The organism is Mycobacterium sp. 663a-19, from assembly GCF_035616495.1.
GTDB lineage: Bacteria > Actinomycetota > Actinomycetes > Mycobacteriales > Mycobacteriaceae > Mycobacterium.
The window spans coordinates 23469-39404 of sequence record NZ_JAPJAV010000015.1 but is presented as its reverse complement, the minus strand read 5'-3'; the positions used below and the strand labels follow the sequence as shown (position 1 = coordinate 39404).

Annotated in this window: 18 protein-coding genes and 1 pseudogene; 5 read left to right on the top strand and 14 right to left on the bottom strand. The window is 70.1% G+C overall.

Going from position 1 to position 15936, the window contains the following annotated elements; translation table 11 throughout:
• Positions 1–64 precede the first annotated feature (64 nt).
• Positions 65–319, top strand: a complete 255-nt coding sequence (locus OQ968_RS22275) for a DUF2631 domain-containing protein (RefSeq protein WP_324681526.1) — start codon at positions 65–67, stop codon at positions 317–319.
• 15 nt (positions 320–334) lie between these two features.
• On the opposite strand, the gene OQ968_RS22270 is transcribed toward OQ968_RS22275, so the two are convergent.
• From OQ968_RS22270 to pyrH, 6 genes are read right to left on the bottom strand one after another with little or no spacing between them, the layout of a single operon-like run.
• Positions 335–1201: a cytochrome c biogenesis CcdA family protein gene (locus OQ968_RS22270; protein ID WP_324681525.1), complete on the bottom strand. Its 867-nt coding sequence runs from the start codon at positions 1199–1201 to the stop codon at positions 335–337.
• A gap of 4 nt (positions 1202–1205) precedes the next feature.
• Positions 1206–1724, bottom strand: a complete 519-nt coding sequence (locus tag OQ968_RS22265) for a protein disulfide oxidoreductase (RefSeq protein ID WP_420715984.1) — start codon at positions 1722–1724, stop codon at positions 1206–1208.
• Positions 1725–1769: 45 nt separating this feature from the next.
• Positions 1770–2864 carry a 23S rRNA (adenine(2503)-C(2))-methyltransferase RlmN gene (gene rlmN, locus OQ968_RS22260; RefSeq protein WP_324681522.1) on the bottom strand — a complete coding sequence of 365 codons (1095 nt, stop codon included), beginning with the start codon at positions 2862–2864 and terminating at the stop codon, positions 1770–1772.
• 22 nt (positions 2865–2886) lie between these two features.
• Positions 2887–3816: a phosphatidate cytidylyltransferase gene (locus OQ968_RS22255; protein ID WP_420715983.1), complete on the bottom strand. Its 930-nt coding sequence runs from the start codon at positions 3814–3816 to the stop codon at positions 2887–2889.
• A gap of 22 nt (positions 3817–3838) precedes the next feature.
• Positions 3839–4396, bottom strand: coding sequence for a ribosome recycling factor (gene frr / locus OQ968_RS22250; RefSeq protein ID WP_324681521.1), 558 nt, complete (start codon positions 4394–4396; stop codon positions 3839–3841).
• Positions 4397–4411: 15 nt separating this feature from the next.
• A complete protein-coding gene (gene pyrH / locus OQ968_RS22245) occupies positions 4412–5173 on the bottom strand; it encodes a UMP kinase (protein WP_324681520.1) in 762 nt (253 codons plus the stop codon).
• Between the two features lie 303 nt (positions 5174–5476).
• Between pyrH and OQ968_RS22240 the strand changes: the two genes are divergently transcribed.
• Both OQ968_RS22240 and OQ968_RS22235 read left to right on the top strand, forming a co-directional pair.
• Entirely contained in the window at positions 5477–5722 is a 246-nt protein-coding gene (locus tag OQ968_RS22240) for a CsbD family protein (RefSeq protein WP_324681519.1), read from the top strand.
• A 155-nt stretch (positions 5723–5877) separates the two neighbouring features.
• Positions 5878–6615, top strand: coding sequence for a response regulator transcription factor (locus tag OQ968_RS22235; RefSeq protein ID WP_324681517.1), 738 nt, complete (start codon positions 5878–5880; stop codon positions 6613–6615).
• 42 nt (positions 6616–6657) lie between these two features.
• Here the strand turns inward: OQ968_RS22235 and OQ968_RS22230 are convergent, their stop codons facing one another.
• Together OQ968_RS22230 and OQ968_RS22225 are read right to left on the bottom strand one after the other, a co-directional pair.
• The gene (locus OQ968_RS22230; RefSeq protein ID WP_324681515.1) at positions 6658–7605 is read right to left on the bottom strand and encodes a lysophospholipid acyltransferase family protein; all 948 of its coding nucleotides are present in this window, start codon (positions 7603–7605) and stop codon (positions 6658–6660) included.
• Positions 7606–7740: 135 nt separating this feature from the next.
• Positions 7741–8307 carry an MPT63 family protein gene (locus OQ968_RS22225; protein WP_324681513.1) on the bottom strand — a complete coding sequence of 189 codons (567 nt, stop codon included), beginning with the start codon at positions 8305–8307 and terminating at the stop codon, positions 7741–7743.
• Positions 8308–8697: 390 nt separating this feature from the next.
• Between OQ968_RS22225 and OQ968_RS22220 the strand changes: the two genes are divergently transcribed.
• Positions 8698–9117, top strand: a complete 420-nt coding sequence (locus OQ968_RS22220; protein ID WP_324681512.1) for a MarR family transcriptional regulator — start codon at positions 8698–8700, stop codon at positions 9115–9117.
• Positions 9118–9123: 6 nt separating this feature from the next.
• On the opposite strand, the gene OQ968_RS22215 is transcribed toward OQ968_RS22220, so the two are convergent.
• The 3 genes from OQ968_RS22215 to rpsB are packed head-to-tail and all read right to left on the bottom strand — an operon-like array spanning position 9124 to position 12243.
• Entirely contained in the window at positions 9124–10545 is a 1422-nt protein-coding gene (locus OQ968_RS22215) for an amidase (RefSeq protein WP_324681511.1), read from the bottom strand.
• Between the two features lie 24 nt (positions 10546–10569).
• Positions 10570–11385, bottom strand: coding sequence for a translation elongation factor Ts (gene tsf / locus OQ968_RS22210; protein ID WP_324681509.1), 816 nt, complete (start codon positions 11383–11385; stop codon positions 10570–10572).
• A 3-nt stretch (positions 11386–11388) separates the two neighbouring features.
• Complete coding sequence (gene rpsB / locus OQ968_RS22205; protein WP_324681507.1) at positions 11389–12243, bottom strand: 30S ribosomal protein S2; 855 nt, start codon at positions 12241–12243, stop codon at positions 11389–11391.
• Positions 12244–12449: 206 nt separating this feature from the next.
• Here rpsB and OQ968_RS22200 point away from each other — a divergent pair.
• Positions 12450–12968 (top strand): annotated as a pseudogene (locus OQ968_RS22200) (M23 family metallopeptidase); the annotation flags it as partial.
• Positions 12969–12973: 5 nt separating this feature from the next.
• On the opposite strand, the gene OQ968_RS22195 reads toward OQ968_RS22200, so the two are convergent.
• The 3 genes from OQ968_RS22195 to OQ968_RS22185 are packed head-to-tail and all read right to left on the bottom strand — an operon-like array spanning position 12974 to position 15935.
• Entirely contained in the window at positions 12974–13885 is a 912-nt protein-coding gene (locus OQ968_RS22195; RefSeq protein ID WP_324681505.1) for a tyrosine recombinase XerC, read from the bottom strand.
• Between the two features lie 32 nt (positions 13886–13917).
• Positions 13918–15084, bottom strand: coding sequence for a lactate 2-monooxygenase (locus tag OQ968_RS22190; RefSeq protein WP_324681503.1), 1167 nt, complete (start codon positions 15082–15084; stop codon positions 13918–13920).
• A 2-nt stretch (positions 15085–15086) separates the two neighbouring features.
• Positions 15087–15935 (bottom strand): siderophore-interacting protein, encoded by an 849-nt coding sequence (locus OQ968_RS22185; protein WP_324681502.1) that lies wholly within the window; start codon positions 15933–15935, stop codon positions 15087–15089.
• Position 15936: the final 1 nt, after the last annotated feature.

The following is a 15936-nucleotide window of genomic DNA, read 5'->3' as shown; positions in this document are numbered from 1 at the left end:
CCCCGCCCGCCCGCGCGGGGCGTATGCCAGAATCTCGGTACGAGCCGACAGGAAGGGAATCGTCGTGGCCAGTACCGAGGTGGAGCACTACAACGGCGTCGACCCCGCTGAGGTGCCGTCCGCGGCGTGGGGGTGGAGCCGGATCAACCACCGCACCTGGCACGTCGTCGGGGTATTGGCGCTGATACTCCTGGTCGCGATGCTGCGCGGCAACCACGTCGGCCATGTCGAGAACGTGTTCCTGATCGGGTTCGCCGCGCTGACGCTCTTCGTCCTGGTGCGCGATCTGTGGGGCCGCCACCGCGGCTGGATCAGGTAGCTCGCCCGGGCGTTTTCAGCGCCGCGCCCGCCGATACCAGGCCCCGGCGAGTGCGCCCGCGACCAGCACGAGCAACGCCGCGGCCCACGGCCATCCGCCGTGCCGGTGCACCCAGCCGGCCAGCGTGCCCTGCAGGCGTCCGGCCGCCGCGATCACCCCGTCGTGGGGGTTTGCCCCGCCGCCGAACAGGCGCAGCTCGTAGACGCCGTAGTAGGCCACATACAGGCCGACCGCCACCAGCAGCGCGCCGCCGATCCGGTTGACGAACGGCAGCACCCGCCGCAGCCGGTCGGCCAGCGCCGAGCCGCCCAGAGCGGCGGCGATGGCGAGCACGCCGACGACCGCCGTCAGGCCCGCGACGTAGGCCACGTAGACCGCGACGGCGGTGACGATGGACCCGCCCCGGAGGCCGGCGCCGGTGACCGCGAGGAACGGGCCGACGGTGCACGACAGCGAGGCGATCGCATAGCTGACGCCGTAGGCGTACATGCCCGCGATCCAGGAGCCCTGCCGCGCGTTCGGCGCCCACCGCGAGCCCACCGGCCGCAGCGCCAGCTCCCGGCCCGCCAGCAGCCAAACCCCAAGGGCGACAAGGACTCCGCCGATCGCGACGGTCACGTACGGCAGGTAGCGCTGCACGGCCGTGGCCGCCGATATGGTCAGCGCCCCGAACAGTCCGAACACCGTGACGAAGCCCAGCGCCATGCCGGCGGTGGCCGCCGCGGCGCGGCCGATCGGCGCCCACGCCGCGGCCGGCTGTGCACTCTGGCGCTGCCCGCGCACCACCAGAAGGAGGTACGCGGGCAGCATGGCAAACCCGCACGGGTTGAGCGCCGCCACCAGCCCGGCGGCGAAGGCCAGACCTATGAGGCCCTGGTTCACCGGGTCAGTGCGTCAGCGCGGCCACCCGGCCGGCCAACTCCTGCTGGGACATGGCCGAGGTCGGGTTGTTGACGAACGTCGAGCTGCCATCCGACCGGTAGAACACGTAGGCCGGCTGCCACGGCACGTTGTACCGGGCCCAGATCGAACCGTCGGCGTCGTTGAGGTTGGGGAAGTTCAGGTTGTACTTGGAGACGAAGCTCTGCATCTGGCCGACGTCGGAGTGCGCGGCGACGCCGACGAAGGCGACCCCGGGGTTGGCGGCCGCGACCTGGCTGACGCCGGGGGCTTCGGCGTTGCAGAACGGACACCACGGCGTCCAGAACCACAGCACCGCCGGCCTGCCCTGCAGGCTGGCGCCGTTGAACGGCGCGCCGCTGAGCGTGGTCGCGGTGAACTGCAGCCGATCGTCGGCGGCCTTCGCGCGCGGCGCCTCGGCCAGCCCGAATATCAGGGCGGCGGCGCACACCGCTGCGGCGAACAGTCTGAGCGGGGACAACAGGCGAATCATGGCATTCCTCATCTGCTGGGGGTTACGTCTTAAAGACGTGCCGGGCGCCGCGGCGGTTCAGGTGCGCGCTGCCAGCTGCCCGCAGGCGGCGCTGATCTCGCGACCCCGGGTGTCTCGGACGGTGCATGACACCCCCTTCGCTCGGATCCGCCGGACGAACTCCCGCTCCACCGGCTTGGGGCTGGCGTCCCAGTCGCTGCCCGGCGTCGGGTTGAGCGGGATCAGGTTGACGTGCACCAGTGGGCCGAGGGCACGATGCAGCCGCTTGCCGAGCAGGTCGGCCCGCCACGGTTGATCGTTGACGTCGCGGATCAGCGCGTACTCGACCGACACCCGCCGACCGGTGGCCTCGGCGTAGTGCCGGGCGGCGTCGAGCGCCTCGCCGATCTTCCAGCGGTTGTTGACCGGGACGAGCGTGTCGCGCAGCTCGTCGTCGGGCGCGTGCAGCGACAGCGCCAGCGTCACCCCCAGCCCTTCGTCGGCGAGCTTGCGGATCGCCGGAACCAGGCCCACCGTCGACACCGTCACCGATCGGGCCGAGATGCCGAAACCGTGCGGCGGCGCGTCGACGATGCGCCGCACCGCGGCCAGCACCCGCGCGTAGTTGGCCAGCGGCTCGCCCATGCCCATGAAGACCACGTTCGACAGCCGATCGCCGCCGAAGTCGTCGCGCAGTGCGGCGGCACCGGCGCGCACCTGCTCGAGGATCTCGGCGGTGGACAGGTTGCGCGTCAGCCCGCTCTGGCCCGTCGCGCAGAACGGGCAGGCCATGCCGCAGCCGGCCTGCGACGAGATGCACACCGTGTTGCGCTGCGGATAGCGCATCAGGACCGACTCGACGGTGGCGCCATCGATGGCTCGCCACAACGTCTTTCGGGTCTGGCCGGCATCACAGCTCACCTCGGCGGCCGCGGTGAGCAGCCTGGGGAACATGGCCTCGGCGATCCGGTCGCGCACGGCCGCCGGGAGGTCGGTCATCTGCCCCGGGTCGGCGACGAACCGGCCGTAGTACTGGTGCGCGAGCTGCTTGGCGCGGAACGCCGGCAGGCCCAGCTCCGCGACGGCTGCGGCGCGGCCCGCCGCGTCGAGGTCGGCCAGGTGCCGCGGCGGCCTGCTCGGCCGCGGCTCGTCGAAAACCAGCTGTTGGACCATGACCCGTCCAGTATCGGCCACATCAGCGCAGCAGCGTCAGCACCGTCCAGGTCGCGACGGCCGACGGGAGCACGCCGTCGAGGCGGTCCATCAGGCCACCGTGGCCGGGCAGCAGCCGGCCCATGTCCTTGATGCCGAGGTCGCGCTTGACCTGCGACTCGACCAGGTCGCCGAGCGTGCAGGTGAACACGAGCACGACGCCCAGCAGCGCGCCGATCCACCACGGTTTGTGCGCCAGCAGCGTCGCGATGAGGATCGCGGCCGTGATGCCGAAGACCATCGACCCGGCCAGCCCCTCCCAGGACTTCTTCGGGCTGATCGCCGGGACCATCGGATGCTTTCCGAACAGCACCCCCACCGCGTAGCCGCCCACATCGGAAGCGACGACTGTGCCCATCAGGCAGAACACCCGTCCGGTGCCGTCGTGCGGGTAGCCCAGCAGCGCGGCGAACGAGGCGAACAGCGGGACCCAGGCGGCCAGGAAGACGGTGGCGGACGCGTCCCGCAGGTAGTTCGCCGACGGGGAACCGGCGAACGGCTCCGGCCGTTTGCTGTTGTCCTGCATGAACAGCCGCCACATCATGCAGACCACGACGGTGCCCCCGAAGCCGGCCATGGCGCCGGCGGCGTGGAAGGGCCAGGTCAGCCACACCGTGACCTGGCCGCCGACCAGCAGCGGGATGACGGGAATGACGTAGCCGGCCTCGCGCAGCCGCCGCACCACCTCGTGGCTGGCGACCAGGGCCGCGCCGGAGCAGAGGACCACCCAGTAGCGGTGCGCGAACACCGCCGTCACGACGACGAGTCCGCCGGTGAACAGGCCCACGACGATCGCGGCGCGCAGGTCGCGCCCGGCCCGGGACGCCTTCTTGGCGGGCTGCGCCGTGGTGTTCTCGGCCCGACGGGCTTGCTCATCGGGCGACGAGCCTGCGCCGGCGTAGTTCGCTGCCACGGACTTGGTTGCTGAGCGGCCGCTAGACCTCCAGCAGCTCGCCTTCTTTGTGCTTGACCAGCTCGTCGATCTGGGCGACGTACTGATGGGTGGTCTTGTCCAGATCCTTTTCGGCGCGTCCGACCTCATCCTCGCCGGCCTCCCCGTCCTTGCGGATGCGGTGCAGCTCCTCCATCGCCTTGCGACGGATGTTGCGCACCGACACCCGGGCTTCCTCTCCCTTGTGCTTGGCCTGCTTGACCAGCTCGCGGCGGCGCTCCTCGGTGAGCTGCGGTACGGCCACCCGGATGAGCGTGCCGTCGTTGGTGGGGTTCACCCCGAGGTCGGAGTTGCGGATCGCGGTCTCGATGGCGTGCAGCTGATTGGCCTCGTAGGGCTTGATCACCACCAGCCGGGCCTCGGGGACGTTGATGCTGGCCAGCTGGGTGATCGGGGTGTTGGTGCCGTAGTAGTCGATCACGATGCGGGAGAACATCCCCGGGTTCGCGCGGCCGGTCCGGATGGTCGACAAGTCCTCGCGGGCCACGGACACGGCCTTTTCCATCTTCTCTTCCGCGTCGAAGAGAGCTTCGTCGATCATTTGCGCGTCTTCCCCTCAGGTGGTGACCAGTGTTCCGATCTTCTCACCAGCGACCGCGCGGGCGATATTGCCACTGGTCAACAGGTTGAACACCAGGATCGGCATGCCGTTGTCCATGCACAGGCTGAACGCGGTGGCGTCGGCCACCCGCAGCCCGCGGTCGATGACCTCGCGATGGCTGATCGCGGTGAGCAGCTCGGCCTCGGGGTGCTGCCGCGGATCCGCGGAGAACACCCCGTCGACCGCCTTGGCCATCAGCACGACTTCGGCGCCGATCTCCAGCGCCCGCTGCGCCGCGGTGGTGTCCGTGGAGAAGTACGGCAGCCCCATGCCGGCCCCGAAGATCACCACCCTGCCCTTCTCCAGGTGGCGGACGGCGCGCAACGGCAGGTAGGGCTCGGCCACCTGGCCCATGGTGATCGCGGTCTGGACGCGGGTGACGATGCCTTCCTTCTCCAGGAAGTCCTGCAGCGCGAGGCTGTTCATGACGGTGCCGAGCATGCCCATGTAGTCCGAACGGGTGCGTTCCATTCCGCGCTGCTGAAGCTGCGCGCCGCGGAAGAAGTTGCCGCCGCCGATGACGACGGCGACCTGCACGCCGTCGCGAACGACCTCGGCGATCTGGCGGGCCACCTGTGCCACGACGTCGGGATCCAGCCCCACCTGGCCGCCGCCGAACATTTCGCCACCGAGCTTGAGCAACACTCTCGAATACTTCGATCGACCCGCCGAGGGCGCCGGTGCGCCGTTGGCGCTCGTTGGCTCGGGATCCGTCATCACACTCCTCGCATGACAGTGCCATCCCGGGATGACCTCGCCCGGAACGGCATTTCACATCCTGCCTCATCGCAGCACAATGCGGCGTCGGCGGGGTGCATTATCTGCCCGGTCGCGACCCGCAGCGGGCGATGCCGAGGGATGTTTGAACATCCGGCGGCACGGGGAATCCGCATCAGCGCGAGGGAATTCACGGCCTTGAGAATGAGGGCCGGACCCGCGTTGACCCGGCCGATCGCGTGGATCGGCATCGATTGGGCGCGAATCGCCCGCATCACGCAAGCCACTCAGGAGGAACCAGCCATGGCTGACAGCAACAAATCCGGACCTGCCGAAGCCGTCAAGGGCGTCGTCGAGGACGTCAAGGGACGGGTCAAGGAGGCCGCCGGGGCCGTTTCGGGCCGAGACGACCTGACCCGCGAGGGCCAGGCCCAGCAGGACAAGGCCGAGGCACAGCGCGACGCGGCCAAGAAGGAGGCCGAGGCCGAAGCCGCCCGCGGCAGCGCGCAGGTGGCCGAGGAGCGGCAGAAGTCCAACCAGAACCAGTAGCTTGTTTCCACGATGGGTCCGGCCCGGCTCTACGGGCCGGGCCCATCGACTTTCTGCGGGATGGGTTACATCTCGGGCAGAGGTGGCATAGTTCTGAACTAATCCGGGTACCCTGCGCTGCGCTTGCAGGACCGTCATGAGTTTTGGAGACGTCATTGGACGTACTACTGCTTACCGATGCCGACGATTTCGAGTCGGTGTTGCCGACGCTGGGCTCGGTGGCGCACACGACACGGCGGGCGTCGCTGACCGAGCACGTTGACGGGCAGCCCGACAACGCCGACGTCGCGATCATCGACGCGCGCACCGACCTCGCCGCGGCTCGCGGGGTGTGCCGCCGGCTCACCGCCACCGCGCCGGCCACGGCGGTGCTGGCCGTCGTCACCCCGGTGGACTTCGTCACGGTCGACATCGACTGGAATTTCGACGACGTGATGCTGCCCGCCGCCGGCGCGGACGAGTTGCAGGCGCGGCTGCGGCTGGCGATCAAACGCCGGCGCAGCACGGTCGACGGCACACTGAAATTCGGGGACCTCGTCCTGCACCCGGCCAGCTTCACCGCGTCCGTCGCGGGCAGGGACCTGGGCCTGACGCTTACCGAGTTCAAGCTGTTGAATTTCCTTGTGCAGCATGCGGGTCGGGCGTTCAGCCGCACCCGGTTGCTGCACGAGGTGTGGGGCTATGACTGCAACGGCCGCGTCCGCACGGTCGACGTTCACGTGCGGCGGCTGCGCGCCAAGCTCGGACCCGAACACGAGTCGATGGTCGACACCGTGCGCGGTGTGGGCTACATGGCGGTGACGCCGCCGCACCCGGAATGGGTTGTCAACGAACCGGCGCTGGGCCCGATCTCGACGTCCGCCCCGGAACCAACCGACACGGTCGCCCGCTGACCCTCAAAGACCCTGTTACGGTTCAGCTTTCGCGCGTCTAGGTCACCCGAAGAGCGGGAGCGCGCGCTTGCGCGCGAGCGCGTCCATGCCCTCCTGAATGCTGTTCTCGACCTCGCGGTACTTGCGGTCGACGTATTCGTCGTCATCGGCGCGGGCGGGGTCGTGGTCCAGCTCGACGACGGGCATGAACCGGGTCCTGATCTTGGCCGGCAGCGGCAGCTGCGGAAGCGCCGCCGGCGCGATGCCCCAGGGCAGCGAGACCGCCAGCGGGAACACCTTGAGCCGCAGCAGCCGGTCCAGCCGCAGGGCCCTCGACAGCCGGTCCCCGCGGATCAGCACCGGCATCGCGTCGGCACCGCCGACGGTGGCGATCGGCACGATCGGCACGCCGGCGCGAATCGCCATCCGCACGAATCCGGTGCGCCCGGCGAGGTTGGCGCGATCGCGCTCCGTCCACGGGCGCAGCGAGTCCACCTCCCCGCCCGGCCATATCGCCACATCGCGGCCCTCGGCCAGCGCGGTGGCGATCGCGTCCGGGGCGGCCGGAAGCACGCCCATCGACCGGAAGTAGCGCCCGATGAGCGGAATCGCCATCAACGCGTCGTGGGCGGTGCCGTGCAACGGGCGATCCTGTCCGAAACGTCGCCACCACTGCAGGCCGACGGTCCACGCGTCCCAGACGAACGGCGCGCCCGAGTGGATCCCCACCAGCAGCACCGGCGGCCCGGGAATGTTCTCCCAGCCGTCGATCTCCATGCGGAACCAGTAGTCGACCAGGACGTTCCAGAAGAACTTCTGGCGCTGCAGCGTGGTTTCGTCCTGGCCGCCGAGGTCCCACTCGGCGGCGCGCTCGGCGACCCAGCCGCTCAGCCCGCCGTCGCGATCACCGCGCTTGTCCTGCATCGTCGCCCGCGCCCGTTCGGCGTGGCGCCGCGCTTGCTCGCGCACCTCGGTTGGCCTGTGGTCTGACCTGTGATCGGGATTGCTCATGTGTGTTCGGGTACCCCGTTCGGCCGCGTTGGATTCGCGTGGACGAGAACCTCCCCGCGCCAAGGGCAAGGCGCGGGGAGGTTTGTCCAACCGGATCAGGCCGGATCAGACCGGCTCAGGCCGGCTCAGAACCGATCAGGCGTGCGTCGCCCCGCTCGGCGCCGGGCTGGGCAGCGCACCGGGCGCCGGGGTTGTCGGCGAGGCCGGTGTCGAGCCCGGCGACAGGTTCGACGTCCAGATCAGCACGTCCTGGTTCCCGTCGTTGTAGGCTACGCCGTTCGGCGGTGCGCCGGTCACGTCGAAGTACAGCGTCCCGGTCGATTCGCTGCCCTGCGGGATGGGCGCCGGGTTGAGGCTGCCCGGGGCAGCGACCTTGTCGATCACCCGGTAGTTCTGCCCGTTGGGCCCGCGGGCGATGAAGTCGTTGACCATCGGGGTCACCAGACCGCTATCCGACCTGGCGGTGACGTCGGCCTGATAGAGCGTGCCCTTCGGCGTGTACCCCGGGATCACCGCGTTGCTGGGTTGCAGATTGCTCACGGTGTAATTCGTGACCAGGGGACCATCGATGAGTGGTTCGCTGGTGCCGAACGGCTGGATGTTGGGCGGCGCAGCGGATGCGGTCGCTGCGGTGAACACTCCTGCCGCGGCTATCCCCCCGGCGGCAATAGCACTCTTTACAGCAGTCCTACTGACCTTCATGCTCAATTCCTTTCCTATCCACAGTCACCCCCCTTTAGACAGGGCGCGATGTATTTCCCCATAACCTTTTCGGCGCGGCGTTAAACGCGAACAATTGCGAATTGTGAAAGGCACGGCCCACCACCAGCCGGAATGCCCGCCATTTCGGGTGCCGTTTTGCTGAGCGCCTTTTAACGCAGGTCTTTTGGCGCCACAGGAACAACATCGGCATCACTACCAGCACCGCGCCACTGGGGCCACGACTACCCCAACGATTAACTCGATCCGGACGTCGGCACGGCCGATCGCGAAAGGTGAAGTCGCCATGAGCTTTCCGGCGGAGGCGTAAACCCCGAACCCGCAAACCCCGAATCCCGTCGAAAAGCTGCGGCATATGTCAATATCGTTGACATGGGTCAAACCGAAGACGCTCCACTGGGATACCTGCTCTACCAGGTGGGAGCGGTTCTGCGACCGGAGGTTTCCTCGGTGTTGGGTCCGCTCGGCCTGACACTGCCCGAATTCGTTTGCCTGCGAATCCTTTCGATGTCCCCGGGCCTATCCAGCGCCGAGTTGTCCCGAAGCACCAACGTCACACCGCAGGCGATGAACACGGTGTTGCGCAGGCTGGAAGAGATCGGCGCTGTGGCCCGGCCGCAATCGGTTTCCTCCGGGCGTGCGCTGCCCGCCACGCTGACGGCTTCGGGCCGCACCCTGTTGAAGCGCGCCGAGGGCGCGGTCCGCGTCGCCGACTCGCGCATCCTGGCCAAGCTGACCCCGGCCCAGCAACGCGAGTTCAAGCGGATGCTGGAACGGCTGGGATCCGACTGACCCGGGCTACGCGGATTCCCCGGGCTCGTGGATCCGCGCCCACGGCCGGGCCTCCTCGAGCTCGTAGGCCAGTTCCAGCAGCAGCGCTTCGCGCCCCATGTCGGCGGCCAGCATCATGCCGGCCGGCATGCCATCCGCGGTTTGGGCCAGCGGCAGCGATATCGCCGGTTCGCCGGTGACGTTCTGCAGCGGGGTGAACGCAACCCAGTCGATCAGCCGCTGCATCAGCTGCGGGTAGTCGGTCGGCGCGAGGTGGCCGATTCGCGGCGTCTCGTCGGCGACCGTCGGCGTGAGCACCGCGTCGTAGGTCCGGAAGAACTCCGCGGTGCGCCGCCGCATCCTGCGCAGGCGCACGATGGCCCCCGGCAGCCGGTGCAGGTTGCGGCCGCTGTGCCGCTCCAGGCCCAGGGTCAAGGCGTCCAGCCGGGTGCGGTCGAACGTCTGGCCGAACAGGCGCCGCCCGGTGCGCACCTGCACCAGCGCCAGGAACCCCCAATACAGCACGAAGTCGTCGGTGAAGCCGGCCGGCACCGGGGGCTCATCGACGTGTTCGACGCGGTGGCCCAGCTCCTCGAGCAGGCCGGCCGACTTCAGCGTCAGCTCGCGCAGCTGCGGGCTGCACTCGCGGTGGACCGAGCGGGTCACCACCGCGATCCGCAGCCGCTGCCGGCCCGGGCCCGTGACGTCGCCGACCGGCGGCAGCCCGGGATTGCGCCAGATGCGCTCGGCCTCCCGATAGAAGGCCGCGGTGTCGCGCACCGAACGGGTCAGCACACCGTTGGCGACGATGCCCACCGGCATCCGGCGCAGCTGCGAATCCAGCGGCAGCCGACCGCGCGACGGCTTCAGCCCGACAAGTCCGTTGCAGGCGGCCGGAATTCGGATCGAGCCGCCGCCGTCGTTGGCGTGTGCGATCGGCACCACACCGGCGGCGACGAAGGCGCCCGATCCCGAGGACGACGCACCCGCGGTGTAGTCGGTGTCCCACGGGTTGCGGACCGGCCCGAGCCGCGGATGTTCGGCGGACGCGCTGAACCCGAACTCCGACATCTGCGTCTTGCCCAGCGATGTCGGCCCGGTGGCCAGGTACAGCCGGGTGAACTCGCCGTCGGAGACGGCGTCGAACGGCGTCCACGCGTCGGCGCCCCGCATCGTCGGCTGGCCCGCGACGTCGACGTTGTCCTTGATGAACGTGGGGACGCCGTCGAAGAACCGCCCGGTCCCCGGCCCGGCCGAGGCGGCCTCGCGGGCCTGGTCAAACGCCTTGTGCGCCAAGGCGTTCAGGGCCGGGTTGACGGCCTCGGCGCGGGCGATGGCGGCCTCGATGACGTCGGCTCTGCCGACCCAGCCGGCGCGGATGGCCTCGGACAGGCCCACCGCATCGAGGTCGCCGAGGGCATCGTCACCGAAAGCGTGTACGCGTCGCATGGCACTGACGCCAGCCGTCGCCGGCTAGGCCTGCCCCACCTCGAAGCGAACGAACCGCGTCACCGTCACGCCGGCCTCGTCGAGCAGCGCCTTGACGGTCTTCTTGTTGTCGGACACCGACGGCTGCTCGAGCAGCACCGCATCCTTGAAGAAGCCGTTCAGCCGGCCTTCGACGATCTTGGGCAGCGCCTGCTCGGGCTTACCCTCCGCCTTGGCGGTCTCCTCGGCGATGCGGCGTTCGCTGGCCACAACCTCCTCGGGGACATCGTCGCGGGACAGGTAGCGGGCCTTGAGCGCGGCGATCTGCAACGCGGCCGTGTGCGCCGCGTCCTTGTCCTGGCCCTCGAACTCGACGAGCACCCCGACCGCCGGCGGCAGGTCGGCGGCGCGCTTGTGCAGATAGGTCTCGACGTTGCCATCGAAGTACTGCACGCGGCGCAGCTCGAGCTTCTCGCCGATCTTCGCCGACAAGTCGGCGATGGCCTGCTCGACGGTGTTGTCGCCGATTTTGGCGGCCAGCAGCGTCTCGACGTCGGTGGCCTTGGCATCCAGCGCGGCGTCGACGATCTGCTCGGCCAGGGCCTGGAACTCGGCGTTCTTGGCGACGAAGTCGGTCTCGGAATTCAGCTCGATGAGCGCGCCGTCCTTGGCCGCGACCAGGCCTTCGGCCGTGGCCCGCTCGGCGCGCTTGCCGACGTCCTTGGCGCCCTTGATGCGCAGCGCCTCGACGGCCTTGTCGAAGTCGCCGTCGCTCTCGGCGAGCGCGTTCTTGCAGTCGAGCATGCCGGCGCCGGTCAGTTCACGAAGCCGCTTGACGTCGGCGGCGGTGAAGTTCGCCAATGGTCAGCCTTCCTGTGACGGAGTTGTTTCGGGTGCACCCGCAGCGGCGTCGGTGGGGGCGGCGGTCGGGGCGCCGGCGGTCGCGGCGGCCGAGGCCAGCAGCTCCTGCTCCCATTCGGGCAGCGGCTCGGCGGCCTCCGCCTCGGGCTTGCCGTCGCCGCGGCCCAGGCCGGCGCGGGCCTGCAGGCCCTCGGCGACCGCGGAGGCGATCACCTTGGTCAGCAGCGCGGCCGAGCGGATCGCGTCGTCGTTGCCCGGGATCGGGTAGTCGACCTCGTCGGGGTCGCAGTTGGTGTCCAGGATCGCGATGACCGGGATGCCCAGCTTGCGCGCCTCACCGACGGCGATGTGCTCCTTGTTCGTGTCGACCACCCAGACCGCCGACGGGACCTTGTTCATGTCGCGGATGCCGCCGAGGCTGCGCTCCAGCTTGTTCTTCTCGCGGGTCAGGCCCAGGATCTCCTTCTTGGTGCGGCCCTCGAAGCCGCCGGTCTGCTCCATCGCCTCGAGCTCCTTGAGGCGCTGCAGCCGCTTGTGCACGGTGGCGAAGTTGGTGAGCATGCCGCCCAGCCAGCGCTGGTTCACGTACGGCATGCCGACGCGGGTGGCCTCGGCCGCGACCGATTCCTGCGCCTGCTTCTTGGTGCCCACGAACAGCACCGTCCCGCCGTGGGCGACGGTTTCCTTGACGAACTCGTACGCCTTGTCGATGAAGGTCAGCGTCTGCTGCAGGTCGATGATGTAGATGCCGTTGCGGTCGGTGAAAATGAACCGCTTCATCTTGGGATTCCAGCGTCGGGTCTGATGCCCGAAGTGGGTGCCGCTGTCGAGCAGCTGCTTCATGGTTACAACAGCCATTACCGGCCATTCCTTTGTTGTCGGTTGTCGCCCGGCATCGGGTGAGGCCGGGCCCTGGCGTCTGTCGAGATGCCGAACCCTTACTCGGGACCGCACGGCATCCGGTTGTTGCGCAGACACGCGAAGTCAGCCCGTTCACACGGACCGCGTGAAGCAGTTTACACCGCTCGGCCAGGTGCTTTGACGGTGCTTGTCCACAGCGCTGACTGGCCCGATCGGCGGCGCCGCGCTGGACTGCACGGATGCGGTGGGTGGCACTGATGCTGGCCTTGGACCTGCTCGGCGCCGCGCCGGCGGTCGCCGACGACGTTCGGTTCGACTGGCCGCTGCGCCCGCCGCCCGCGGTGGCCCGGGGATTCGACGCCCCGTCGCCCGACTGGCAACCGGGGCATCGGGGCGTGGACCTGCCGGGATCCCCCGGCCAGCGGGTATACGCCGCCGCGGACGCGACCGTGGTGTTCGCCGGGCTGCTGGCCGGGCGGCCGGTGGTGTCGCTGGCCCATCCCGGCGGATTGCGCACCAGCTACGAGCCGGTGCGAGCGGCGGTGCGGGTCGGTCAGCCGGTGACGGCGCAGACCGTGCTCGGCGAGCTGGTCGCCGGGCACCCGGGCTGCCCGACGGCGGCGTGCTTGCACTGGGGCGCGATGTGGGGCCCGGCGTCGGGCGCGGACTACGTCGATCCGCTGGGCCTGCTGAAGTCCACCCGGATCCGGCTCAAGCCGCTCCAGGGCTAAGCCCGGGGGTGGGCCTGGTCGTGCACGGCCCGCAACCGGGACACCGCGACGTGGGTGTACAGCTGGGTGGTCGCCAGGCTGGAATGGCCGAGCAGCTCCTGGACGACCCGCAGGTCGGCCCCGCCTTCGAGCAGGTGTGTGGCCGCGCTGTGCCGCAGGCCGTGCGGCCCCATGTCGGGGGCGCCGTTCACCGCGGAGACGGTCTGGTGCACGACCGTGCGGGCCTGGCGCACGTCGAGCCGGCGGCCGCGGGCGCCCAGCAGCAGCGCCGGCCCGGACTCCGCGGTGACCAGGGCCGGCCTCCCGTCGTTCAGCCACCCGCGCAGCGCGTCGGCGGCCGGCACCCCGAACGGCACGGTGCGCTGCTTGTCGCCCTTGCCCAGCACCCGCACCACCCGCTGCCGGGCGTCGACGTCGTCGACGTCCAGGCCGCACAACTCGCTTACCCGAATCCCGGTGGCGTACAGCATCTCCACGATCAGCCGATCCCGCAGCGCCAACGGATCGCCTTGCGCAGCACCGGATTTCGCGGCGGCCATGGCGTCGAGCGCCTGATCCTGGCGCAGCACCGCCGGCAGGGTGCGGTGCGCCTTGGGCACCTGCAGCCGGGTGGCGGGGTCGGTGGTCAGCAGGCCGCGCCGCAGCGCCCACGCGGTGAACGCCTTGACCGCCGAGGTGCGGCGGGCCAGCGTCGTGCGGGCCGCACCGGCGCCGGCCGCCGCGGCCAGCCAGGTCCGCAGCACCGGCAGGCTCAACCGGTCCAGGCCGAGCCCGCGCGCCTCCACGCCCCGTCCGTCGAGGAAGGCGAACAGCGACCGCACGTCCCCCAGGTAGGCGCGACGGGTGTGCGCCGAGCGCCCGCATTGCAGCTCCAGGTACTCGTCGAACTCATCGAGGATCGCTTGCACTCCCCCACGGTCGCAGCCGGGCGCGCCGCGGCTCAGTCGACGCGCCGGAGCGTGTCCGGGGTGAGATCTTTGAGTGTGGGATAGCCGTCCACCGCCATGATCAGGTCCGCCTCGGCCAGCAGCATGCGCAGCACGTGCACGATGCCGTCGACGCCGCCGAGCGCCAAACCGCAGGCGTACGGCCGGCCCACACCCACCGCGGTGGCGCCCAGCGCCAGCGCCTTGATGACGTCGGCGCCGCTGCGGATGCCCGAGTCGAACAGGACCGGCAGACCGTCGGCGGCCTCGACCACCCCTGGCAGGCAGTCGATGGCGGGCAGGCCGCCGTTGGCCTGCCGGCCGCCGTGGTTCGAGCAGTAGATGCCGTCGACGCCGCCGTCCCGGGCGCGCCGGGCGTCGTCGGGGTGGCAGATGCCCTTCACCAGCAGCGGCAGCTTGGTCAGCGAGCGCAGCCAGCCCAGGTCGTCCCACGTCAGGGGATTTCCGAAGAGCTGCACCCAGCGCAGCACGGCGCCTTGCGGGTCTTCCTCCGGTGGGCGCTGCAGGCCGGCGCGGAACACCGGGTCGCTGGTGTAGTTGGCCAGGCAGTGCCCGCGCAGCTGCGGGAAGTTCGACGTGCTCAGGTCGCGTGGGCGCCAGCCGGTGACCCAGGTGTCGAGGGTGACCACGATGCCCTTGAAGCCGGCCGCCTCGGCGCGCTGCACCAGGCTGGCGGCCAGCTCGCGGTCGGTCGGCGTGTACAGCTGGAAGAACCCGGGCGTGTCGCCGAAGGCGGCGGCGACGTCTTCCATCGGGTCGACGGTGAGCGTCGAGGCGACCATGGGCACCCCGGTGACCGCGGCCGCGCGCGCGGTGGCCAGGTCGCCGTGGCCGTCCTGGGCGCACAGCCCGATGACGCCGATCGGCGCCATGAACAGCGGGGTCGGCAGGGCCAGGCCGAACAGGTCGACGGACAGGTCGCGCTGCGCGGCGCCGACGAACATGCGCGGGTACAGGCCCCACCGCCCGAAGGCCTCGCAGTTGGCCCGCTGGGTGCGCTCGTCGCCGGCCCCGCCCGCCACGTACGACCACACCGACGGCGGCAGCGCCGTCGCGGCCTTGGCTTCCAGCTCGGCGAAGGCCATCGGGAACGGCGGCACCACCCCGGCCAGGCCCCGCAAGTAGATCTCGTTCTGGTAGTCCCCGAAATTGGGCGCCACCGCTAAGTCCCGGCCTCGGCCAGGGCCAGTTCCTTCTTCCACTGCCGGAACGTCTCTTCGGTGCGGCCGCGTCGCCAGTAGCCGGAGATCGACGACGCCCATTTCGCGTCCACGCCGCGCTCCTTGCGGACGTAGGGCCGCAAGTTGTGCATGACCGCCTGCGCCTCGCCGTGGATGAAGACGTGTACCTGCCCGGGCAGCCATGGGGTGGTGGTGACCGCCTCGATCAGCGGCGCGTGGTCGCCCGCGCGATCCTCGGGAACCAGGTCGGCGCGCCCGCCCCGATAGACCCAGCTGACCTCGACGGATTCCGGTGCGGTCAAAGGGATTTCGTCCTCTTGGCCGGCCACCTCGATGAACGCTTTGCCAACCGCGTTGGGCGGCAACGCTTCCAGCGCCGCGGCGATGGCGGGCAGCGCGGACTCGTCACCGGCCAGCAGATGCCAGTCGGCGGCCGGGTCGGGGGTGTACGCGCCGCCGGGGCCCATCAGATAGATCGGCTGGCCGGGCTGCGCGGCGGCGGCCCACGGCCCGGCCACCCCGTGGTCGCCGTGCACCACGATGTCGACCGTGATCTCGCCGGCCGCCGCGTCGACCTGGCGGACGGTCATGGTCCGCACCGACGGCCTTTTCGCCGGCGGCAGGTCGGCGAAGCTGTCCAGCGTCAGCGGTTGCGGCAGCCCGCCCATGTCGACGTAGTCGGCGACGAACGCCATCTTGACGTAGGAGTCGGTGAACTTGCTGGGCACGAAGGTGTCGAAAGTCTTGCTGCCGAGCACCACCCGGACCATGTGCCGGGTGAGTTGCTTGGTACCGACGACTTCGAAGCGTTGCAGAGGTCGACCTGCCACT

Coding starts and splice junctions, on each gene's coding strand:
- rpsB (WP_324681507.1), bottom strand. CDS start 12,243: ATGGCTGTTGTAACCATGAAGCAGCTGCTCGACAGCGGCACCCACTTC.
- pyrH (WP_324681520.1), bottom strand. CDS start 5,173: ATGACGGATCCCGAGCCAACGAGCGCCAACGGCGCACCGGCGCCCTCG.
- rlmN (WP_324681522.1), bottom strand. CDS start 2,864: ATGGTCCAACAGCTGGTTTTCGACGAGCCGCGGCCGAGCAGGCCGCCG.
- frr (WP_324681521.1), bottom strand. CDS start 4,396: ATGATCGACGAAGCTCTCTTCGACGCGGAAGAGAAGATGGAAAAGGCC.
- OQ968_RS22265 (WP_420715984.1), bottom strand. CDS start 1,724: ATGAGGAATGCCATGATTCGCCTGTTGTCCCCGCTCAGACTGTTCGCC.
- OQ968_RS22225 (WP_324681513.1), bottom strand. CDS start 8,307: ATGAAGGTCAGTAGGACTGCTGTAAAGAGTGCTATTGCCGCCGGGGGG.
- OQ968_RS22230 (WP_324681515.1), bottom strand. CDS start 7,605: ATGAGCAATCCCGATCACAGGTCAGACCACAGGCCAACCGAGGTGCGC.
- OQ968_RS22240 (WP_324681519.1), top strand. CDS start 5,477: ATGGCTGACAGCAACAAATCCGGACCTGCCGAAGCCGTCAAGGGCGTC.
- OQ968_RS22220 (WP_324681512.1), top strand. CDS start 8,698: ATGGGTCAAACCGAAGACGCTCCACTGGGATACCTGCTCTACCAGGTG.
- OQ968_RS22215 (WP_324681511.1), bottom strand. CDS start 10,545: ATGCGACGCGTACACGCTTTCGGTGACGATGCCCTCGGCGACCTCGAT.